At 71.8% G+C, this 25,130-nt stretch carries 1 protein-coding gene; it reads right to left on the bottom strand.

Translation table 11 applies throughout. The features are described 5' to 3' along the window. Window positions 1-102: 102 nt before the first annotated feature. Complete coding sequence (locus HMPREF0591_RS15880) at window positions 103-24,795, bottom strand: non-ribosomal peptide synthase/polyketide synthase (protein ID WP_007169619.1); 24,693 nt, start codon at window positions 24,793-24,795, stop codon at window positions 103-105. Between the last annotated feature and the right edge of the window lie 335 nt (window positions 24,796-25,130).

Here is a 25,130-nt window from a genome sequence, read left to right as displayed (position 1 = left end):
ACTGGCGGGACACCGTCACGATCTCCGGCCATGGTAGCCACGAATCGCCGCGCCATTGCCCGAATGCCGCCCCCTCGCCGGAACTACCTGCGGGGCAACGGCTTACGCGTCGAGCAGGCCGAGCAACTGCAGGTCGGTGACGTACTTGACGATCACCGGCGGCGACACGCGCGGGATGTCGGGATCGTCGCCGTCCGGGCCGATCTTGGCCTCCCGCACCGCGGCCCGGAACCGGTCGGTCGACGCGAGCGCACCCCGTGCCGGCGCCCCGGGTTCGACCTGCCGGGTGCTCGGCAGCTGCAGCAGCGGGAGCACCGAGTGTTGCCGCTGGCGCTCCGGGAGTTCGCGCAGCGCGGCCTCGAACCGGCGCAGCCACTCCCCGAAGTCGTCGATCCGCTCGATCGGGTAGCCGGCCTCGATCAGCCAGTCGACGTACTCGTCGATGCCGATGCCGTCGTCGTGCGGGTTCATCACGTGATACGTCCCGAAGCCGGCGACCGCTTTGGCGCCCAGCGCGGTGACCGCCTCGGCGACGAATTCGACGGGCAGCGCGTCGAAATGCGAACGCTGCCGGTTGCCCTCGGCGTCGAGTCGGTAGAACGAGCGCGGCGCGACCCCGGTGGCCGCGATGCTCAGCACCATCCGGGTGAACATGTCCGACAGGTTGAGCTGGCCCGCGTAGCTGGTGTCGGCCAGGATCATGTCGCAGCGGAACACCGTCACCGGCAGCCCGCACAGGTCGTGCGCCTCGCGCAGCAGCACCTCGCCGGCCCACTTGCTGTTGCCGTAGCCGTTGGAGTAGCCGCCGTCGATGATGCGGGTGGGGCTGATCGCGCGGATGTCGGCGTCCTCGGTGAAGGCCGCCCGGTCGACGCCGTCCCCGACGTTTGCGGTCGAGACGAACGTGTAGGGCTTGAGTCTGGTGGTCAGCGCCAGCCGGATCAGCTCGGCGGTGCCCGCCACGTTGGGGCCGAACAGCTCGCGGTAGGGCAGGACGCCGTTGACGACGGCCGCGCAGTCGACGATCAGGTCGACGGTGTCGGCCAGCCGTTGCCACGTCCGCTCGTCGAGCCCGAGGTTCGTCGCGCCCTTGTCGCCGGCCAGGACCTCCAGGTGGTGGGCGGCCAGCCCCGCGAAGTGAGCCAGCAGGCGGGGGTCGCCGCTGTCGAAGGTCGTCTCCAGCCGCCGCCGCGCCTCCTCGTCGGAGCCGGCCCGCACCAGGCAGATCAGCGTCCCGTCGACCAGCTCCAGCTGCTCGAGCCACTGCAGCGCCAGGTAGCGCCCCAGGAAGCCCGTAGCACCGGTCAACAGGACCGTGCGCACCTGCGCGCCCGGGCCGGGCAGCGCCGGCGCGTTGCCCAGCGTCGCGGCGTCGACGAACTTGTCCAGCGTCAGGTCGCTGGCGTAGACCTCGGTGGCGTCGCGGCCGTGCACGGACGCGAAGGTGGCCCGCCCCGGCTGCGCGGCCTCCTCGGCGTGCCGGTCCAGCTGCTGAGCCAGGTTCCGCACCGACGGCGCGTCGAAGACGGCGCGCACCGGCAGGTGGACGCCCAGGGTCGACTGGATCGCGGCGACCAGGCGCATCGCCGACAGCGAATCCCCGCCCAGGTCGAAGAACGACTCCTGGACCCCGACCCGCTCCATCCCGAGCACCTGGGCGTAGATGTCGGCCAGGGTCTCCTCGACGGGCGTGGCCGGCGGGCGGTAGCCGTCGCCGTCGGTGTACGCCGGTGCCGGCAGGGCGCGGGTGTCGAGTTTGCCGTTGACGGTCAGCGGCAGGGCGTCCAGCACGACCACCGCCGCCGGCACCATGTAGGCGGGCAGCCGGTCGGCCAGCGCCACGCGCAACGCGGCCGCGTCGGCGGTCCCGGTGACGTACCCCACCAGCCGCTTGTCGCCGGGGCGGTCCTCGCGGGCGACCACCGCCGCCTGCTCGACCCCGCCCAAACCGGTTAGGGCCGTGCGGATTTCGCCGAGCTCGATGCGGTGGCCGCGAATCTTGACCTGGTCGTCCGCGCGGCCCAGGTACTGCAGTTGCCCGTCCGGGCCCCAACACGCCAGGTCCCCGGTGCGATACATCCGGGCCCCGGGCGCACCGAACGGGCAGGCCACGAACCGCGACGCGGTCAGCCCGGACCGGCGCACGTACCCGTAGGTCACCCCCGCGCCGGCCACGTACAGCTCCCCGACGACTCCGGTGGCCGCCGGGCGCAGCCAGCCGTCGAGCACGAACAGCGCGGCCCCCGGAACCGGCGCACCGATCGGCGGTGTTCTCGACTCGGGCGCCAGCGGCGCGCTGACCGCCACGCACATCGTCGTCTCGGTGGGTCCGTAGACGTTGAGCATCGTCCGCCCCGGCGCCCAGCGGTCCACCACCTCTTCCGGGCAGGCCTCACCCGCCACCACCAGGGCGGCCGAATCCAGGCCCTCGACCGGGAGCATGCCCGCCTCGGACGGCGTCTGGGTGAGCACGCTGACCCGTTCGGCGCTCAGCAGGGCGTGCAGTTCCCTCGGCGAGCGGGCCGTCGCGTCGGGCACCACCAGCACCCGCCCGCCGTGCAACAGCGCACCGAAGATCTCCCACACCGACACGTCGAAGACCAGCGAATGGCTGTGCGACCACGCTCCCGCCACGGGCAGGGGCGCGTCGAGGGGGGCGAACAGTTGCGTGACGTTGCGGTGGGTGACCGCAACGCCTTTGGGGGTTCCGGTGGTACCGGACGTGTAGATCAGGTAGGCGACGTCGTCGGCCGTCGGCGCCGCGGCGGGCGCGCCGTCGGGCCGGGTGTCCAGGGCCGGATCGTCGACGTCGACGACGGCGAGGTCGTACCCGTCCAGCCGTGATCGGAGGCCGGCCGTCGTCACCGCGGCGATCGGCGCGGCGTCGGTGAGGAGAAACTCGATGCGCGCGGGGGGCAGCCCCGGATCGATCGGCAGGTACGCCGCCCCCGTCTTGAGCACCGCGAGGATCGCCACGACCGCCTCCGCCGAGCGTTCAGCGAGCAGGCCCACACACTCGCCCGGCCCGGCGCCCTGGTCAATCAGCAAGTGCGCCAATCGGTTCGCGGCGCGGTCCAATTCCCGGTAGGTCATCGTGCGGTCACCGCAGCACAGCGCCGGGGCCTTCGGGGCCAGGTCCACCTGCGCGGTGAACGCCGCCACGATCGACGGACAGGTCACCGGCCGGCTGCACGCCGCACGGTTGCCCCATTCGTCGAGGCGGGCGCGCTCGCCGTCGTCGAGGAGGTCGATCGACGACAACGGCCGGTCGGCGTCCGCGGTGATGGCCACCAGCACCCGGTGCAGGCGTTTGACCAGCGTTTCGATGGTGCCGGCGTCGAACACGTCGGTGCGGAACTCGACCTGCCCGCCGATTCCCGCGGGTTCGCCGCCGGCGCCCCAGTGCTCGGCCAGCGAAAAGGTCAGGTCCATCCGGGCGGTGTGGGTGTCCACCGGCAGCGGGGTGACGTCCAGGTCGCCGAGGCGCAGGTCGGTGGCGTCGTTGCCCTGCCAGGCCAGCATCACCTGCACCAGCGGGTGGTGGCCGAGGCTGCGGGCGGGGTGCAGCCGTTCCACCAGCACCTCGAAGGGGACGTCCTGGTGTTCGTAGGCGGCCAGGCTGCGCCCGCGCACCTGCGCCAGCACCTGCGCGACCGTCGGGTCGCCGCCGAGATCCGTCCGCAGCACCAGGGTGTTGACGAAGAAGCCCACCACGTCGTCGAGCACCGGGTCGCGCCGCCCGGCGATCGGGAAGCCGACGGCCACCTCGCTGCTTCCGCTCAGCGTCGACAGCAGCACCGCCAGGGCGGCCTGCACCACCATGAAGCTGGTCGCGTTGTGCGCCCGCGCGACCTCGCGCACCCGTTGCTGCAACTCGGCCGGCCACTGCACGCTCACGGTGGCCCCGCGGTGGTCGGCCACCAGCGGGTAGGGCCGATCGGTGGGCAACACCAGCCGCTCGGGCATCCCGGCCAGGTTGTGTTCCCAGAACCGCAACTGCCCGGCGATCGGGCTGTCCGGGTCGTCCAGGTCGCCGAACTGGTCGCGTTGCCACAGCGTGTAGTCGGCGTACTGCACCGCCAGCGGCGCCCAGCCCGGGGGCTCGCCCGCGCACCGGCGGGCGTAGGCCACGCCGAGGTCGCGCACCAGCGGGGTGAGCGACAGGCCGTCGGCGGCGATGTGGTGCAGCACCGACACCAGCACGTGCTCGTCGCCGGCCGTTCGGAACAGCCAGGCGCGCAACGGGATTTCGGTTCCCAGGTCGAACGCGTAGTGGGCCACCGCCTCGACGGCCTCGGCCAGCCGGCCGGGCGGCCAGGCGGTGGCGTCGACCACGTCGTAGGCCACGTCGGCCTCTGCGGGCGGCACCACGATCTGTTGGGGTGTCCCCTCCGCCGCGACGAATACCGTGCGCAGGCTTTCGTGGCGGGCCACCACGTCGCCGAGCGCGGCGCCCAGCGCGCCAACGTCGAGGCTCCCCCGCAGGCGCAGCGCCGCCGCCATGTTGTACACCGCCGACGGGCCCTGCAACTGGTCCAGGAACCACAACCGGGACTGGGCGAAGGACAGCGGGATCACGGCGGGCCGCTCGATCGCCACCAGGGGTGTGCGCCCCGCCCCGTCCGCACCGAGGCGCGGCGCCAACAGGTGAATCGTGGGCGCCTCGAACAGGGAGCGCACCCCGAGGTGCGCGTTCAGGCCGGCGTTGACCGCCGCGATCAAGCGCATCGCCGCGAGCGAATCCCCGCCCAGGTCGAAGAACGAGTCGTCGACGCCGACGCGGTCGATGCCGAGGACCCGGGCGTAGATGCCGGCCAGGATTTCTTCCGTCGCGGTGGCCGGGGCGCGGTACGGCGCGGCGCCGCGGTAGTCGGGCGCCGGCAGGGCCCGGGTGTCGAGTTTGCCGTTGACCGTCAACGGGATCGCGTCGACGACGACGACCGCGGAGGGCACCATGTAGGCGGGCAACCGTTCCGCGAGCGCCGCGCGGATGGCGGCCGGATCGGCGCTGCCGGTCACGTAGCCCACCAGCCGCTTGTCGCCGGGGCGGTCCTCGCGGGCGATCACCGCCGCCCGCTTCACCCCGGCCAAACCTGTTAGGACCGTGTGAATTTCGCCGAGCTCGATGCGGTGGCCGCGGATCTTGACCTGGTCGTCGGCGCGGCCGAGGTAGCGCAGCTGCCCGTCGGCGCCCCAGCGCACCAGATCGCCGGTGCGATACATCCGCTGTCCGGGCGGCCCCGACGGGCACGCCACGAACCGCGACCCGGTCAGACCCGACCGGCCCACGTACCCGCACGCCAGGCCGCGGCCGGCCACGAACAGCTCGCCCACCACCCCGGCCGGCACCGGCCGCAACCAGCGGTCCAGCACGAAGAAGGCGAGGTGCGCCAGGGGCCCCCCGATGGGGCTGGCATCGCCGCCGACGTCCCCGGCGCCGAGCTCGCGGAACGAGGCGTGCACCGTGGTCTCGGTGGTGCCGTACATGTTGATCAGCCGCGGCAGTCCCGGGTGGTTGTCCAGCCACCTGCCCAGCCGCCGGGCTTCGAGCGCTTCGCCCCCGAACACCAGCGTCTGCAGCTTGAGCTGTTGGGCGAGGTCGGGTGCGAGCGCATCGGCGGTCTGCAGCGCGTCGAACGCCGACGGCGTCTGGCTCAGCACGCTGACCTGTTCGCGAACCAGCAAGGCGTACAGCTCTTCTGGTGAGCGGACCACCGCGTCGGACACCACCACCAGCCGCCCGCCCCGCAACAGCGCGCCGAAGATCTCCCACACGGAGAAGTCGAAGGCCAGCGAGTGGCACTGCGTCCACACCTGGCCCAGCTCGAGTTCGTCGTCCAGCGAGTCGAGCAATTGGGCGACGTTGCGGTGGGTGACCGCCACCCCCTTGGGGATTCCGGTCGTCCCGGACGTGTAGATGATGTAGGCGACGTCCTCCGGGCGCGGGGGCGGCAGCGCCGTGCCGGGCAACGTATCCACCACCGGGTCGTCGATCTCGAGGACCGGCAGGCCGCAGCCGTCCAGCCGTGACCGCAGCCCGCTCGTGGTGAGCACGGCCACCGGCGCGGAATCGCTCAGCATGAAGGCGATCCGCGCGGCCGGCAGCCCCGGGTCGATCGGCACATAGGCCGCACCGGATTTCAGGACGGCCAGCATCGCCGCGACGGCCCCGGCCGACCGGGGAATCAGCAGGGCGACCCGCTCCCCCGGGCCCGCGCCATGCTCGATGAGCAGGTGCGCCAACCGGTTTGCTGCGACGTCGAACTGCCCATAGGTCCAGGAACGATCTCCGCAGTTGATCGCCACCGCGTCCGGGCTGCGGTTCACGCTGGCGGTGAACAGCTGGGGAATGGACAGTCCGGCGGGCGTGGGCCGGCTCAGCGCGGCGTGGTTGCCGACGACCTCGAGGCGGGCATGCTCCGCCTCGTCGAGCACGTCGATCGACGACAGCCGGCGGCCGGGCTCTTCGGCCATGGCCGCCACCACCCGGCGCAGCCGCGCGACAAGCGTTGCGACGGTGGCGGTGTCGAACACGTCGGTGCGGAACTCCACCGCCCCGCCGATGCCGGCGGACCGGCCGTCGCCGGTCCAGCGTTCCGCCAGGGAGAACAACAGATCGGTGCGGGCGGTGCGGGTGTCCACCGGCAACGCGGTCACCTGCAGGTCGCCCAGGCTCAGATCGACGGGTTCGTTGTTCTGCCAGGCGAGCATCACCTGAACCAGCGGGTGGTGGCCCAGGCTGCGGGTGGGGTTTAGCCGTTCGACGAGCACCTCGAACGGCACGTCCTGGTGCTCGTAGGCGGCCAGGCTGCGCCGGCGCACCTGGGCGAGCACATCGGCGACCGTGGGGTTCCCGCCCAGGTCGACGCGCAACACCAGGGTGTTGACGAAGAAACCCACCACGTCGTCGAGCGCGGGATCGCGGCGCCCGGCGATCGGAAATCCCACGGCCACATCGGAACTCGCGCTCAGCTTGGCGAGCAGCACCGCCAGGACGGCCTGCACCACCATGAAGCTGGTCGCGTTGTGCGCCCGGGCGAGCTCGCGCACCCCGTCCTGCAGCTCGGCCGGCCACTCGACGGCCAGGGTGGCCCCGCGGTGGTCGGCCACCGCCGGGTAGGGGCGATCGGTGGGCAGCTCCAGGCGTTCGGGCATCCCGTCGAGCGCGTCCCGCCAGTAGCGCAGCTGCCCGGCGATCGGGCTGTCCGGGTCGTCGAGATCACCGAGCTGCTCGCGCTGCCACAGCGTGTAGTCGGCGTACTGCACCGCCAGCGGCGCCCAGCTCGGCGCCCGGCCCGCGCACCGGCCGGCGTAGGCCACGCCGAGATCGCGCACCAGCGGGGTGAGCGACCAGCCGTCGGCCGCGATGTGGTGCAGCACGGCCACCAGCAGGTGCTCGTCCTCGGCTACCCGGAAAAGCCTTGCCCGCAAGGGCATCTCGGCGCTCAGGTCGAACGGGTCCGCGGCGGCCGCCTCGACGGCCTCGCGCAACCGCTCGGCCGGCCACCCGGCGGCGTCGACGACGTCCCACCCGGCGGCGGCGCGCTCCGGCGGTACCACCACCTGCCGGGGGGTGCCCTCGACGGCGACGAACACCGTGCGCAGGGTCTCGTGCCGGGCCAGCACGTCGGTCAGCGCGGCGGCCAGCGCGTCGACGGCGAGGTGTCCGCGCAGCCGCAACGCCGCGGCCATGTTGTAGACCGGCGACGGCCCGTGCAGCTGGTCGATGAACCACAACCGGGACTGCGCGAACGACAGGGGCAGCACCGCCGGGCGCGGACCGGCCACCACTCGAGCCGGACCGTCGCCGCCCGCGCCGAGCAGCGGCGCCAGCCGGCGAACGGTGGGCGCCTCGAGCACGGTGCGCACCGAAAGTTGGGCGTCCAGGCCAGCGTTGACGGCGGCGGCCAGCCGCATGGCCGCCAGCGAGTCGCCACCCAGATCGAAGAACGACTCGTCGACCCCGACCCGGGCCAGTCCCAGTATCCGGGCGTAGATCTCGGCCAGGATTCCCTCGATCGGGTTCGCCGGGGCGCGGTAGGCATCGGCGTCGTGGTATTCCGGCGCCGGCAGGGCCCGGGCGTCCAGTTTTCCGTTGACCGTCAACGGGATAGCATCCACCTCGACGATCGCGGCGGGCACCATGTAGGCGGGCAGCCGCTCGGCGAGCGCGGCGCGGGCACCCGCCGGGTCGGCCGTTCCGGTGATGTAACCCACCAGCCGGCCGTCGCGGGCGATCACCGCCGCCCGCTCCACTCCCGCCAACGCGGTCAGGGCGGTGTGGATTTCGCCGAGCTCGACGCGGTGGCCGCGGATCTTGACCTGGTCGTCGGCGCGGCCCACGTACCGCAGCTGCCCGTCGGTGCCCCAGCGCACCAGGTCCCCGGTGCGGTACATGCGGGCGCCGGGCCCGCCGAACGGGCACGCGATGAACCGCGACGCCGTCAACCCGGACCGGCCCAGGTAGCCGCACGCCACGCCGCGCCCGGCGACGTACAGCTCGCCGACCACCCCGGCCGGGACCGGGCGCAACCACTTGTCCAACACGAGCAACGCGGCGCCGGAGACCGGAGACCCGATCGGCGCCCCCGCCCCCGCGGTCAGTGGGGCGCTGATCGCGGCGTCCACCGTCGTCTCGGTCGGGCCGTACGCGTTGACCATCACGCGGCCGGGTGCCCACCGATCCACCAGCTCGTCGGGGCAAGGCTCCCCGCCGATCACCAACGCGACGGCGTCCAGGCCTTCGGGCGACAAAGCCCCCGCCTCCGACGGCGTCTGGCTCAGCACGCTGACCCGTTCGCGAATGAGCAAGGCGCGCAAGTCTTCTGGCGAGTGCACCACCGGTTCGGGCACCACGACCAGCCGGCCCCCGTCCAGCAGGGCGCCGAAGATCTCCTGGACCGAGACGTCGAAGGCCGGCGAGTGACACTGCGACCAGACCCCGGCCGCCGGCAGCGGCGCGTGCAGCGACGCCATCAGCTGGGTCACGTTGTGGTGGGTGACAGCCACCCCCTTGGGTGCGCCCGTGGTGCCGGACGTGTAGATCAGGTAGGCGATGTCCTCCGGGGCGGGGGCGGGCGGCGCCGTGGCGGGCCGTGCGGTCACCGACGGGTCGTGGACGTCGATCACCGTCAGCGCGGAGCCGTCCAGCCGCGGTCGAAGCTCCGCCGTGGTCAGGGCGACGATCGGCGAGGCGTCGGCGATCATGAACCGGATCCGCGCGTCGGGCAGCCCCGGGTCGATCGGCAGGTAGGCCGCCCCGGACTTGAGCACCGCCAACATCGCGACGATCGCGTCGGCGGACCGCGAAAACAGCAGCGCCACAAAGGTCCCCGGGCCGGCGCCGCGCTCGGCCAGCAGGTGCGCCAGGCGGTTGGCGGCCTCGTCCAGCTCCCGGTACGTCAGGGAGCGGCCCTCGAAGCGCAGGGCCACCGCGTCCGGGCTGCGGGCGACCTGGACGGCGAACGCCTCGGGGATCGACGCCCCGGTCACCGGCTCGGTGAGGACCGCCCGGTTCCCCCACGCGCCCAGATGAACGTGCTCGGACTCGTCGAGCGCGTCGATCGTCGACAACGGGCGGGCGGGGTCGGCGGCCATGGCCTCCAGCACCCGGCGAAACCGTTCGATCATCGCCGCGATGCCGTCCGCGTCGAACACCTCGGTGTCGAATTCGACGCGCAGGCCCAGTTCGTCGCCCGGCACCGCTTGCACCGACAGCGGGTAGTGGTTGAACTCCCGGCTGGTGAAGTCGGTGACGGTGACTTCGTGGGCGCCCGCCAGCGCCGCCCTGTCGATCGGATAGTTCTCGTACACGAACAGGGTGTCGAACAACTGCTCGTGGCCGGTGGCCCGGTGGATTTCGGGCAGCGCCAGGTGTTGGTGCTCGAGTGTGTGGTTTTGCGCGCGGCGCAACTGCTCGAGCAGGCCGGCGACGGTGGTCGCCGCGGTGAGGGTGGCCCGCACCGGAACCGTGTTGATCAGCAGGCCGACCATCGATTCCGCCCCGCGCACGTCGGCCGGGCGGCCCGAGACGACGGCGCCGAAGACCACGTCGTCCTGGCCGGTCAGCCACGCCAGCACCTGCGCCCAGCCGGCCTGCAGGACCGTGCTGACCGTGGTGAGCGAGGAGCGGGCCAGGCCGCCGAGCGCCCGCGTGGTGACCGCCGGCACGCTGAACGTGGCGACCCCCCGCCGCCCCACCCGGCCCGGTGGGCGCACCAGCGTCGGGGTGTCGAACCCGTCAAGCACCTGCTGCCACGCCGCCCGCGCGGCCGGCACGTCCCGGTCCGCCAGCCAGGTGAGGTAGCGGCGATACGGCGCCGCCGCCGGCATCCGCTCCCGGAAATAGCCGGCGAAGATCTCCTGGAGCACGATCGGCAGCGACCACCCGTCCATCACGATGTGATGCACGGTCAGCACGAAGCGGTGCCGCGCTTCCCCGGTGCGGATCAGCGCCGCCCGGAACGCCGGGCCGGCGGCCAGGTCGCACACCGCTGCGCGTTCGGCGGCGCTCAGCTGACCGATCCGCCCGTCCGGGTCGGTGTCGTCGGCGTCGAGCTGGAGGTAGCGCCACGCCATGGCCGGTTCGGGCGGGATGATCTGCACCGGTTCGTCGAAGTCGTCGCAGAATCGGGCGATCAGGTTGGGGTGCCGGTGGAGCACGGTGTGGACCGCCTCGCGCAGGCGCTGCGGATCGAGCGGTCCGCACACGGTGATGTCCAGCTGGACCGCGTACACGTCGTCGCCGGGGTCCCGCCCGGTGTTGGCGTGGAACAGCAGTCCCTGTTGCAGGGGGGTCAGGGGCAGCACGTCGGCGGTCGGGTGGCGGCGGCACAGCTCGTCGATCTGCTGCTGGCTCAACCGGGCGGGGGCGATGTCCGACGGGGTCAGCCCGCCCCCGCCGTTGCGCACGCGCGCGCAGATGCCGGCCAGGGCGTCACACCACAATCGGCTGAGCCGGCGGACCTGGCCGCGCTGCAGCGCCGAGGGCGCCCAGGTCCAGTTGGCCTGCAGGACCGGCCCATTCGCGGTCTCCATGGTGCCGGCGTTCAGTTCCAGCGCGTGCCCCAGCGGGATGGGCAGCGCCGCGGTCGCGGCGGTCAGCGGCAGGCTGTCCTCGTCGAGGCGCCACAATGCGTCCGACAGCTCGGCCGTCCCGCCGAGCCGGCCCAGATAGTTGAAGCCGATGACCGGGTCCGGGTCATCCAGGCCCGCTTCGGGATTCAGGTAGCGCAGGAGCCCGTAGGTGAGGCCGTCCGGCAGCGCGCGCAGCTGCTCTTTGGCGTCCTTGACGAGCGTCCCGAGTTCGGCCTCGCCGGAGACGATTTTCGCCCACTGCGGTTTACCGAACCGAAGCGCGACGGGGTATTTGGCGGTGAACCACCCCACCGTGCGCGACAGGTCGACGCGCGGACCCACGTCTTCGTCGCGGCCGTGGCCCTCGACGTCGATACAAAGCGGCGCGCCGGTGCCCAGGAATTCGTTGATCGCCAACCCGAAGGCGACCACCAAAATATCCTGGACACCGGCGTGATACGCCGCCGGCACTACCCCCAGCAACATGCGAGTGATTTCGGGATCGAGGGACACCGACAAATGTTCGGCCGTCTCGTAGGTGTCGGTTGTCGACCGTGGGGCCGGCAACGGCGGCGGGGTCGCGGCCACCCGTCGCCACGCCTCGGCCTGCGCGACGACCTCGGGTCGCCGGGCGCGCTCCGCCAGCAGCGCGGACCAGCGGGCGAAGGACGTCCCGCCCGCCGGCAGTGTCACCGGGCGACCGCTCTGCTGTTGGGCCCAGGCGATGTTCAAGTCTTCCAACAGGATTCGCCACGACACCCCGTCGACGGCCAGGTGGTGGACGATCAACGCCAGCCGTCCGGTGGGCTCGGCCCAGACCGCGCGCAGCATCACGCCCGCCGCCGGGTTCAACCGCGACCGCTCCGCCACCAGCGCCTCGCGCGTCAACGCCTCCACGGCGTGTACGCACCCGCCCGCTTGGATCGCGCCGGGCTCGGCCGCGTGCAGCGTCCAGCCGCCGGCACCGTCGTCGTCGACGCACAGCCGCAGCATGGGGTGCCGATCGATCAGGGCCTGCAGCAGAGCCACCACGTCGTCGTGGGTGACGCCGTCGGGCGCCCGCACGATCATGGTCTGGTTGAACTCCTCGACCGGGCCGTCGACGCTGTGCAGCCAGCGCATGATCGGGGTCGCGGCCACCGGGCCGACGCCCTCGTCGACGGCGCGGTCGTCGATGGCCACCCCGGCCACCCGGGCCAGCCGCGCCACCGTCTGCTCGACGAAGACGTCGCGTGGGCGGAACACCACGCCGGCTGCCCGGGCGCGCGCCACCACCTGCATCGACAGGATGCTGTCGCCACCGAGGTCGAAGAACGAGTCGTCCACCCCGACCCGCTCCACGCCCAACACCTGGGCGTAGATGCCGGCCAGGATCTCCTCGACGGCGTCCCCGGGAGCGCGGTAATGCTCCGCGCTCTCGAAGTCCGGTGCGGGCAGGGCGCGGATGTCGAGTTTGCCGTTGAGGGTCAGTGGGATGTCGTCCAGCGCGACGATGGCCGCGGGGACCATGTAGTTGGGCAGCCGATCGGCCAGCCGGCCGCGGAGGTGGGCGGGGTCGGCGGTTCCGGTGACGTAGGCGACGAGTCGCTTGTAGCCGGGGCGGTCCTCGCGAACGATCACCACCGCCTGTCCGACGCCGCGCAAACCCGTTAGCGCGGCGCGAATTTCGCCGAGTTCGATGCGGTAGCCGCGGATCTTGACCTGATCGTCCATCCGCCCGAGGTAATGCAGTTGCCCATCGCTATCCCAGCGCGCCAGGTCGCCGGTGCGGTACATGCGTTGGCCGGGCGCGTCGGGCCCGCCGAACGGGCAGGCCACGAACCGCGACGCCGTCAGACCGGGCCGACCCGGATAACCGCGCGCCACGCCGCGGCCGGCCACGTACAGCTCACCCACCACGCCTTCGGGCACCGGCCGCAGCCACCGGTCCAAGACGAACAACGCCGCGCCGGGTACGGGCGACCCGATCGGCGGCGTTCCGGCTCCCGCGGTCAGCGGAGCGGTCATCGCCGCGTACATCGTGGTCTCGGTCGGGCCGTACTGGTTGACCATCACCCGGCCGGGCGCCCACCGGTCCACCACCTCCGGTGGACACGGCTCCCCGCCCATCACGAGCGTGGCCACGGAATCGAGGCCCTGCGGCGCCAGCCCGGCGACCGCGGAGGGGGTGTAGCTCAGTACCGTGACCCGTTCGCGAACGAGCATGGCGTGCAGGTCTTCCGGTGAGCGGACGACGTCGTCGGGGACGATGACCAGCCGGGCGCCGCGCAGCAGCGCGCCGAAGATCTCCCACACCGAGAAGTCGAAGGCCAACGAGTGACACTGCGACCACACCCGGCCCAGTTCGAGCTCCCGATCCACCGACTCCAACAATTGCGTGACGTTGTGGTGGGTGACCGCCACCCCCTTGGGGACCCCGGTCGTGCCCGAGGTGTAGATCACGTACGCGACGTTCTCCGCGTCCGGCGGCGGGGGCGGGCCGCCGGGTTGAGTAGCCAGCTCGGGATCGTCGAAATCGAGGACCGCCAGGTCGGAGCCGTCGAGCCGCGAGCGGACTCCCGCCGTGGTGACCGCGGCGATCGGAATGGCATCGGCGAGCATGAACTCGATCCGCGCCGTGGGCAGGCCGGGGTCGATGGGCAGGTAGGCCGCCCCGGTCTTGAGCACCGCCAGCATCGCGGCGACGGCCTGCGCCGAACGCTCGGCCAGCAGCGCCACGCACTCCCCCGGCCCGGCACCATACTCGATGAGCAAGTGCGCCAACCGATTCGAGGCTTCGTCCAGCTCACCATAGGTCCACGAACGCTGCGCACAGGTGATCGCCACCGCATCGGGGGCGCGGTCCACCTGCGCGGCGAACAACTCCGGGATCGACACCCCCGCGCGCGACGGGCCGTGCAACACAGCCCGGTTGCCGACGACCGCGAGGCGGGCGTGCTCGGCCTCGTCGAGCACATCGATCGACGACACCCGCCGCGACGGGTCGGCGGTGATTGCGACCAAGACGTGGTGCAGCCGCTCGATCAGGGCTTCGATGCGGGCGGTGTCGAACACGTCGGTGCGGAATTCCACCGCCCCGCCGATGCCGGCGGGCCGGCCGTCCTCGGTCCAGCGCTCGGCCAACGAGAACACCAGATCCATGCGGGCGCTGCGGGTTTCCGTCGGCAGCGGCGTGACCTCCAGGTCGCCCAGGTTCAGGTCGGCGAACTCCACGTTCTGCCAGGCGAGGACGACCTGGATCAGGGGGTGGTGGGTGAGGCTGCGGGTGGGGTGCAGCCGTTCGACGAGGACCTCGAAGGGCACGTCCTGGTGCTCGTATGCGGCCAGGCTGCGCTGCTGCACCTGCGCCAGCAGCTCGGCGACCGTGGGATTCCCGCCCAGATCGGTGCGCAGCACCAGGGTGTTGACGAAGAAGCCGACCAGGTCGTCGAGGGCGGGGTCGCGGCGCCCGGCGATCGGGAAGCCCACGGCCACATCGGAAGTCGCGCCGACCTTGGAGAGCAGCACGGCCAGGGCGGCCTGCACCACCATGAAGCTGGTCGCGTTGTGCTCACCGGCGAGCTCGCGGACCAGGACCTGCAACTCCGGCGGCCACTCCACGGCCACCCGCGCCCCCCGGTAATCGGCGACCGGCGGATAGGGCCGATCCGTCGGCAACTCCAGACGCTCCGGCATCCCGGCCAGCGCATCCTGCCAATAGGCCAGCTGCGCGGCGATGGCGCTGTGCGGGTCGTCCAGGTCACCGAACTGGGCCCGTTGCCACAGCGTGTAATCCACGTACTGGACGGGCAATTCGGCCCATCCCGGCGCCTCCCCCGCGCACCTGCTGGCGTAGGCGACGCCGAGGTCGGCGGCCAGCGGCCGCAGCGACCAGCCGTCGGCGGCGATGTGGTGAGCCACCGCCACCAGCACGTGCTCACCGGCGCCCACGCGGAACAGCGTCGCCCGCAGTGGAATCTCGGCCGCCAGATCGAACGGATAGCTCGCCGCGGCCTCGATGGCCTCCTCCAGCCGGCTCGACGACCAACCGTCCGTCTTCACCACGTCCCACCTGACACTGGCCCGCGCCGGGGGCAGCACGACTTGCTGCGGGGTTCCGTCGGGTGCGGCGAAGACGGTGCGCAGGCTTTCGTGGCGGGCGACGACGTCGGCCAGCGCCGCGCGCAGCGCGGCGGTGTCCAGCCGGCCGCGCAGCCGCAGCGCCGCCGCCATGTTGTAGACGGGTGACGGCCCGTTCAGCTGGTCGATGAACCACAACCGGGACTGCGCGAACGACAACGGCACGACCACCGGGCGCTCGCCTGCGACCAGCGCCGCGAGGCCACCCCCGCTGCCGCCGATGCGGGGGGCCAGCTGCGCCACCGTGGGCGCCTCGAACAGCGCCCGCACCGAAAGGGCCCTGTCCAGGCCGCTATTGATCGCCGCGACCGCCCGCATGGCCGACAGCGAGTCGCCGCCGAGGTCGAAGAAGGATTGGTCGATGCCGACGCGGTCGACGCCGAGGACTTGGGCGTAGATGCCGGCCAGGATTTCTTCGGTGGGTGTGCTCGGGGCGCGATATCCCGAGGCGTGGTATTCCGGTGCCGGCAGCGCGCGGGTGTCGAGTTTGCCGTTGACCGTCATCGGCAGTTCGGGCAGCGCCACCAGCGCCGCGGGGACCATGTAGCCCGGCAGCCGCTCGGCCAGCGCGGTGCGCAGCGCGGCCGGCTCCGCCGTGCCGGTCAGGTAGCCGACCAGGCGCTTGTCGCCGGGGCGGTCCTCACGCACCACCACCACCGCCTGCTCGACCCCATCCAAAGCCGCCAGCGCCGACTGGATCTCGCCGATCTCGATGCGATACCCGCGGATCTTGACCTGCGCATCCGCACGCCCCACATACCGCAGCTGCCCATCAGCCCCCCAGCACACCAAATCCCCGGTGCGATACATCCGGGCCCCCGGCGCCCCGAACGGGCACGCCACAAACCGCGACCCGGTCAACCCCGCCCGGCGCACATAACCCAGGCCGACCCCGCGCCCGGCCACATACAACTCCCCGACCACCCCGACCGGGGTCGGCCGCAACCAGCCATCGAGCACAAACAACGCCGCCCCGGGCACCGCCGACCCGATCGGCGGCGCCCCACCCTTGGCCACCAACGCGGCACTGGCCGTGGCGAAAATCGTGGTCTCGGTCGGCCCGTACACATTGACCATCACCCGCCCCGGCGCCCACCGGTCCACCACCTCGGCCGGCACCGGCTCGGCGCCGATCACCAACGCCGTGCCCTCCAACCCCTGCGGCGAGAGCATCCGCACCGCCGCCGGGGTCTGACTCAACACCGTGACCCCCTCGGCCACCAACAACGCATGAAAGTCCTTGGGCGAGCGGGCCACCGCCTCGGGCACCACCACCAGCCGCCCCCCATGCAGCAACGCCCCCCAGATCTCCCACACCGAGAAATCAAACGCATACGAATGGAACTGGCTCCACACCTGACCCGACCCCAACACCACCCCCACCTCAGGGGCGTCGAACAACCGGGTCACATTGGCGTGGCTGACCGCCACCCCCTTGGGCACCCCCGTGGTGCCCGACGTGTAAATGATGTGCGCCACATCCTCGGGCTCGGGCCCCGGCGCCGGCGCCGTGGCCGGCTGCCCGGCCAGCGCCGGACTGTGCACATCGACCATCGGCAACACATACCCGGCCAGCTTCTCAGCCAGCGCCGCCGTACTCACCGCGGCCACCGGCGCGGTGTCGGAAAGCATGAACTCGATCCGCGCCGCCGGTAGCGCCGGATCGATCGGCAGATACGCCGCCCCGGTCTTGAGGACCGCCAAGATCGCCACGATCGCCTCCGTCGACCGCGACAACACCACCGCCACCGACGCACCGCGACCCGCACCCCGCTCGATCAGCACATGCGCCAACCGATTCGCCGACTCCTCCAACTCCCCATACGTCAACGACGCACCCGCACAACTCACCGCCACCGCATCCGGGGTCCGCGTCGCCTGCGCGGCGAACAACCCCGGAATCGACACCGGCACCCACGACCGGGCCAAAACCGCGCGGTTCCCCATCTCCTCCAGCAGACGATGCTCGGCGGCGTCCAGCGCGTCCGTCGCCGAGAGCGGTCGGCCGGGGTCGGTGGTCATGGCGTCCAGCACCCGCCGCAGCCGGTCGATCAGCGTCGTGATCGTGTCGGCGTCGAACACGTCGGTGCGGAACTCCACCGCCCCGCCGATGCCGGCCGGTTGCCCGCCGTCGGTCCAGCGTTCCGCGAGGGAGAACACCAGATCCATGCGCGCCGTGCGGGTGCTCACCGGCAGCGGGGTGACCTGCAGCTCGCCCAGGCTCAGCTCGGCGGGGCCGTTGTTCTGCCAGGTCAGCATCACCTGTACCAGCGGGTGATGGGCCAGGCTGCGGCTGGGGTTGAGGCGTTCCACGAGCGCCTCGAAGGGCACGTCCTGATGCTCGTAGGCGGCCAGGCTGCGCTGCCGCACCTGGGCCAGCACCTCGGCGAGGGTGGGGTTCCCGGCGAGGTCGACCCGAAGCACCAGGGTGTTGACGAAGAAGCCCACCAGCTCGTCGAGCGCCGGATCCGGCCGCCCGGCAATCGGAAAGCCAACCGCCACATCGGAAGTCGCGCTGACCTTGGCCAGCAGCACCGCCAGGCCGGCCTGGATCACCATGAAGCTCGTCGCGTTGTGGGCGCGGGCAGCCTCGCGCACGCGTTGTTGCACCTCGGCCGGCCAGTCCACGCTCACGCTCGCCCCGCGGTGGTCGGCCACCGCCGGATAGGGCCGATCGGTGGGTAGCGCGAGGCGCTCGGGCAGGCCGGCCAAGGCGTGTTGCCAATACCGTAGTTGGCCGGCGATGGGGCTGCCCGGATCGTCCAGGTCGCCCAGCCGGGCCTGCTGCCACAGCGTGTAATCGATGTACTGCACGGGCAGCGGCGCCCACGGCGGCGCGTGGCCGGCGCACCGGCTGGCATAGGCCAGCCCGAGGTCGGCCACCAGCGGCTTCAGCGAGGACCCGTCGGCGGCGATGTGGTGCGCGACCGCCACCAACACATGCCGGTTCGCGTCGACCCTGAAAAGCTTTGCGCGCAGGGGCACTTCGTTGGCCAGATCGAACGGGTGGTGCGCCGCGGCCTCGATGGCCTCGTCGAGTCGGCTCGCAGGCCAGCCCAGGGCGTCGACCACCCGCCAGCCGAAGTCGGCCCGCTCGGCGGGGACGACCACCTGTTGGGGTGTTCCCTTCCGTGCCATGAACACCGTGCGCAGGCTTTCGTGCCGCGCCACCACGTCGCCCAACGCGGCGCGCAGCGCCTCGACGTCCACGCGCCCGTCCAGCCGCATCGCCGCGGCCATGTTGTAAACCGGTGAGGGGCCCTGCAATTGGCCGGTGAACCACAGCCGGCTCTGGGCGAACGACAACGGCACCACGGCCGGCCGCGCGCCGGCCACCACTCGGGCGGCCCGGCCCCCGCCCGCGCCGAGGCGGGGCGCCAACTGGCGAATCGTGGGCGCCTCGAACAGGGTTCGCACTTCCAGGCGCGCGTCCAGGCCGGTTGCGGCCGCCGCCACCAGGCGCATGGCCGACAACGAATCCCCGCCCAGGTCGAAGAAGGATTCCTCGACGCCGACGCGCTCCAGCCCCAGCACCCGCGCGTAGATGCCGGCCAGGATCTCCTCCACCGGCGTGGCCGGGGCGCGGTATTCGCCACCTTCCTGGTAGTCGGGGGCGGGCAGGGCCCGGGTGTCGAGTTTGCCGTTGAGGGTCAGCGGGATGGCATCCACCGCGACGACGGCCGCGGGGACCATGTAGCCGGGCAGGCGGTCGGCCAGCCGGGCGCGGACGTGGGCCGGGTCGGCGGTTCCGGTGACGTAGGCGACGAGCCGCTTGTCACCCGGGCGGTCCTCACGCGCGACCACCGCCGCCTGTTCGACCTCGTCGAAAGCCGTGAGCGCGGCGCGGATTTCGCCGAGCTCGATGCGGTAGCCGCGGATCTTGACCTGCTCGTCGGCCCGCCCCAGGTATTGCAGCCGGCCGTCGGCGCCCCAGCGCACCAGGTCGCCGGTGCGGTACATGCGGGATCCGAACGCCCCGAACGGGCACGCCACGAACCGCGACGCCGTCAGACCGGCCCGGCCCCCGTACCCGCATGCCACGCCGCCGCCGGCCACGTACAGCTCACCCGTCACGCCGGCGGGCACCGGGTGCAGCCATTCGTCGAGCACGAAGAAGCCGAGGTGGGCAAGCGGCGCCCCGATGGGGCTGGTGGTGTCGCCGACGTCGGCCTCGGTGATCTCCCGGAACGAGGCGTGCACCGTGGTCTCGGTGATGCCGTACATGTTGATCAGGCGCGGCAGCTTCGGGCGGTTGTGCAGCCACCTACCCAGCCGCGGGGGTTCCAGCGCCTCGCCGCCGAACACCACGGTTTGCAGCTTCAGCTCGCTCGGCTCGGGCGACAGGGCGTAGAACGCCGACGGCGTCTGACTGAGCACGCTGACCCGTTCGCGAACGAGCATGGCGTGCAGGTCTTCCGGTGAGCGGACGACGTCGTCGGGGACGATGACCAGCCGGGCGCCGCGCAGCAGCGCGCCGAAGATCTCCCACACCGAGAAGTCGAAGGCCAACGAGTGACACTGCGACCACACCCGGCCCAGTTCGAACTCTCGGTCCACCGACTCCAACAATTGCGTGACGTTGTGGTGGGTGACCGCCACCCCCTTGGGGACCCCGGTCGTGCCCGAGGTGTAGATCACGTACGCGACGTTCTCCGCGTCCGGCGGGGACAGGCCGTCGGTGCTTTGGGTCGCGACGGCGGGGTCGTCGACATCGAGGGCCGTCAGGTCGGAGCCGTCGAGCCGCGACCGCATGCCGGGGGTGACGATCGCGGCGATCGGGGCGGCGTCGCCCAGCAGGAACTCGATCCGCGCCGCGGGCAGGCCGGGGTCGATGGGCAGGTAGGCCGCCCCGGTCTTGAGCACCGCCAGCATCGCGGCGACGGCCTGCGCCGAACGCTCGGCCAGCAGCGCCACGCACTCCCCCGGCCCGGCACCATACTCGATGAGCAAGTGCGCCAACCGATTCGAGGTTTCGTCCAGCTCACCATAGGTCCACGAACGCTGCGCACAGGTGATCGCCACCGCATCGGGGGCGCGGTCCACCTGCGCGGCGAACAACTCCGGGATCGACACCCCCGCGCGCGACGGGCCGTGCAACACAGCCCGGTTGCCGACGACGGCGAGGCGGGCGTGCTCGGCCTCGTCGAGCACATCGATCGAGGAGATCCGTTTCGTGGGGTCGGCCGTGACCGCTACCAGCACCCGCCGGAACTGCTCGACCAGCGCCTCGACGCTGGCGGTGTCGAACACGTCGGTGCGGAACTCCGCCGCCCCGCCGATGCCGGCGGGCCGGCCGTCCTCGGTCCAGCGCTCGGCCAACGAGAACACCAGATCCATCCGGGCGACCTGGGTGTCCACCGGTTCCGGGGTCACCCGCACGTCGCCCAGGGCCAGCCCGGCCGCCGGACCGTCGTGCTGCCAGGGCAAGTTCTGCCAGGCGAGGACGACCTGGATCAGGGGGTGGTGGGTGAGGCTGCGGGTGGGGTGCAGCCGTTCGACGAGGACCTCGAAGGGCACGTCCTGGTGCTCGTATGCGGCCAGGCTGCGCTGCTGTACCTGGGCCAAGACCTCAGCCACGGTCGGATTTCCACCCAGATCGGTGCGCAGAACAAGTGTATTGACGAAAAATCCGACCAACTCATCAAGCGCAGGATCGCGGCGCCCGGCGATCGGAAAACCCACCGCCACATCCGAAGTCGCGCCCAGCTTGGCCAATAGGAGAGCCAACGCCGTCTGTACCACCATGAAACTGGTTGCATTGTGTTCACCGGCCACCTCACTCACTCGCTGCTGCAACTCCGGGGGCCACTCCACGGCCACCCGCGCCCCCCGGTAATCAGCCACCGACGGATAGGGCCGATCCGTCGGCATCTCCAGACGCTCCGGCATCCCGGCCAGGGCGTCGAGCCAATACGCCAGCTGCGCGGTGATCGCGCTGTGCGGGTCTTCCAGGTCACCGAACTGGGCCCGTTGCCACAGCGTGTAATCCACGTACTGCACCGGCAATTCGGCCCACCCCGGCGGCGCACCCGCACACCGGCTGGCATAAGCGATCCCCAAATCACGCACCAACGGCGTGATCGACCAGCCATCTGCGGCGATGTGGTGAGCCACCGCCACCAACACGTGCTCACCGGCGCCCACCCGAAACAGCTTCGCCCGCAAGGGAATCTCGGTGGTCAGGTCGAATGGCTGGTGCGCGACCGCGTCGATCGCCTCGGCCAGCCGGGCGCCCGGCCACCCGCCGGCGTCGACGACCTGCCAACCGAAGTCCGCGTGCGCGGCGGGGACGACGACTTGCCGCGGGGTTCCCTCGGGCGCGACGAAGACGGTGCGCAGACTCTCGTGCCGGGCCACCACGTCGGCGAACGCCGTCCCCAGCACGTCGGCATCCAGCCGGCCGCGCAGCCGCAGCGCCACCGCCATGTTGTGAACCGGCGAGCAGCCGTGCAACTGGTCGAGGAACCACAACCGGGACTGCGCGAACGACAACGGCACCACCTCGGGGCGCGCCCCGGCCACCACCCGCGCGAGCCGGGCCCCGCCCCCGTCGAGGCGCGGCGCCAGCCGGCGAATCGTGGGCGCCTCGAACAGCGCCCGCACGGAAAGGGCCACATCCAGGCGGGCGTTCACCGCGGCGACCAGCCGCATCGCCGACAGGGAATCGCCACCCAGGTCGAAGAAGGAGTCGTCGACGCCGACGCGCTCGAGCCCCAGCACCTGCGAGTAGATGCCCGCGAGGACCTCCTCGGTGAAGGTTGCCGGGGCGCGATATCCGCGACCGAGGTATTCGGGTGCGGGCAGCGCGCGGGTGTCGAGTTTGCCGTTGAGGGTGACGGGCAGTTCGGGCAACGCCACGATCGCCGCGGGGACCATGTAGCCCGGCAGCCGCTCGCCCAACCGCGCCCGGACCTCGGCCGGGTCGGCCGTCCCGGTGATGTATCCCACGAGCCGCCTGTCGCCGGGGCGGTCCTCCCGGGCGACCACCGCCGCCTGCTCCACGCCCGCCAAACCCATTAGGGCCGAATGTATTTCGCCGAGTTCGATGCGATACCCGCGAATCTTGACCTGCTCGTCGGCGCGCCCCACATAGCGCAGCTGCCCATCCGGGTCCCACCACACCAGGTCCCCCGTGCGGTACATCCGCGTCCCGGCCCCACCGAACGGGCACGCCACGAACCGCGAACCCGTCAACCCCGCGCGGCCCAGATAGCCCACGCCGACGCCGGACCCGGCCACATACAGCTCACCGACCACACCCGGCGGCACCGGCCGCAACCACGCGTCGAGCACGAACAGCGCCGCCCCGTCCACCGGCGAGCCGATGCCCGGCGGCCCGGAGCCGGCCGCCAGCGGCGCGCTCTTGGCGACCCACATCGTGGTCTCGGTCGGCCCGTACACGTTCACCATCGCCCGGCCCGGCGCCCACCGGTCCACCACCTGCGCCGGACATGCCTCGGCGCCCACCACCAACGCCGCCCCCACGCCATCCGGCGACAACGCCCCCAGCGACGACGGCGTCTGGGTCAGCACAGACACCCGCTGCCCAACCAGCAACGCCCGCAGCTCGTCGGCGCGGCGCGTCAGCGCGTCGGGGACCACCACCAGGTGACCCCCGTGCAGCAGCGCACCCCAGATCTCCCACACCGAGAAGTCGAATGCCAGCGAGTGGCACTGGCTCCACACCTGCCCCGCCGACAACAACCCGTCGCCGGCCAGCGCCTCGAACAACTGCGTCACGTTGCGATGCGTGACCGCCACCCCCTTGGGCACGCCCGTCGTGCCCGAGGTGTAGATCACGTGCGCGACGTCGTCGGCGCTCGGCCCGGCCACGCCCGCAGCCGGCTGCTGCCGAATCACGGGATCGTCGACGTCGGCCACCACGCCGGCGAACTCACCCAACCGCGGCCGCAGTCCCGCGGACACGATCACGGCCGCCGGCGCGGCGTCGGCGAGCATGAATTCGACCCGCCCCGCCGGCAAGCCCGGATCCATCGGGACGTAGGCGGCGCCGGCCTTCAGCACGCCCAGCACCGCGATCACCGCCTCGGCCGACCGCTCCATCAGCAGACCCACCCGCGCCCTCCGGCCGACGCCCCGCCCGATCAGCCAGCGCGCCAACCGGTTCGAGGCCTCGTCGACCTCCCGATACGACCACCGGCGCCCTTCGCACGAGATCGCCACCGCCGACGGCGACCGGCCGGCCTGCACGCCGAACCACTCCGGAATCGTCCGTCCCGCGGGCGCGGCCCGACCCATGACCGCCCAATTCCCCCAGCCGGCCAGGCGCACGCGATCGGCCTCGTCGAGCACGTCGATGGACAGCAACCGCCGGGTGGTGTCCGCGGTCAAGGCGACCAGCAGCCGCTCCAAGCGCCCGGCCAGGTCGGCGGCGTCGAAGCCGGAGAAGGGCTCCCAGACGCCCGCCGTGCTGAGGAACAGCCGGTCGCCGTCGGAGGAGAAGATCAGACCGAGGCCAGTCACCTGACCCGAGTTGGTGTACGAGGCCGAGGCGGTGACCCCGCCGAAGGGCAGGGTGAAGGCCGCGGGGACGAAGTTGACGCTGACCCGCTCGGCGGGCCCCGCCGCGCCGCGGGCTTTGCGCTCCAGCGCCTGCACGGGAAAGCGTTGGTGCTCCAACGCCTCCCGAACCCGCGTGTCGACCTGCCGGCAGAACTCGGCGACCGTGAGCTCCGGGGACAGCCGCAGGACCAGCGGCACCACGCCGGCAAGCATGCCCGGGAGGGTTTTCGCCTCGGGGCGCACGCGCCGGTTGACCGGGAAGTCGAGGACCACCTCCGGGCCGTCGCCGCTCCAGCCGCGCACCAGCAGCGCGCACGCCGCGGTGATGACCGATGTCTGGGAAACGCCCCACACCCGGGACAGCTTGTCGACCCGACGCAGGACCCCAGAGTCCAACGCGACCGGCGCCGACGGCCATGGGTCGCGGTCCCCGGCGGCGCGCGGCGCCCGGTGCGGGACTCCGTCGTCCGCGGGCAGGTGCCGAATCCAGTAGGCCTCGTCCCTCCGGTAGTCGGCGGACGCTTCGTAGCGGGATTCGTAATCCACCAGGTCCCGCAGCGAGCCGAAGACGGGCGCGGGGATGGGTGCGGCGGAGACGATGGCCGAATAGATCGAGGCGATCCGGTGGCCGACGAGCGCGACGCCGGTGCCGTCGAGGATGATGTGGTGGCAGCAGGCGAACAGGTGAAATTGGTCGGCGCGGGTCCTGAACAGGGCGAATCTGAACAGCGGGCCCGCGAACGGCATGGGCGTGCGTTGGATCGACAACGCGATCCGCCGGGCTTCCTCGACGGCGTCGGGCGAGCCGCTCAGGTCATGGAAGGCCAGTTCGACGTCCGGGTAGTCGACCGCCCGCTGAAAGACCTGGCCGTCCGCCTCGGCGAACGAGGCCCGGGCCGGTTCGGCTTCTTGCAACGCCTGGCGGATCGCCCATTTCAGGGCGTCACGCTGGACTCCGCCGTCGATCGTGACGAAGAGGCCGATCTGCCACTGGGTGCCGGAGTGACCGGTCTCCTGCGACAGCCAGATGTCTAGTTGTCCGCAAGTAAGCGGAAGTGCCTGATCTCCAAGCTCCATCCAACTTCCCAACCATAGGGTTCACCCTGTACAACCCCCGGTTGACGACAGCCGCTCGACCGAACTCCTCCGCAATGCCCGTTCGGTTTCGCTTGAGGTGGCGCAGAAACGCAGCGCAGTCCGCGTCGGAATCCTCGCCGCTGTCGCCGCTCGTCGCCGACTAAGAAGGCGGAATTGCTGATGTCGTCATCGAACGGGCCGACGCGCACAGTATCTCCGTCAAGTTAGTCAACATGAGTGCAACAGTTCGCAAGGTTAACGGATGGACACGAAAGCGCGCTAGAGGTTTCGAAAAAGTCCCAGGTTCATATCAGGACTCCTGCAGATCGCGTCAA

The organism is Mycobacterium parascrofulaceum ATCC BAA-614 (assembly GCF_000164135.1).
In the GTDB taxonomy this organism is placed as follows: Bacteria; Actinomycetota; Actinomycetes; order Mycobacteriales; family Mycobacteriaceae; genus Mycobacterium; species Mycobacterium parascrofulaceum.
Note: the sequence above shows the minus strand (reverse complement) of the source record. Positions and strands in the feature narration are given on the sequence as shown.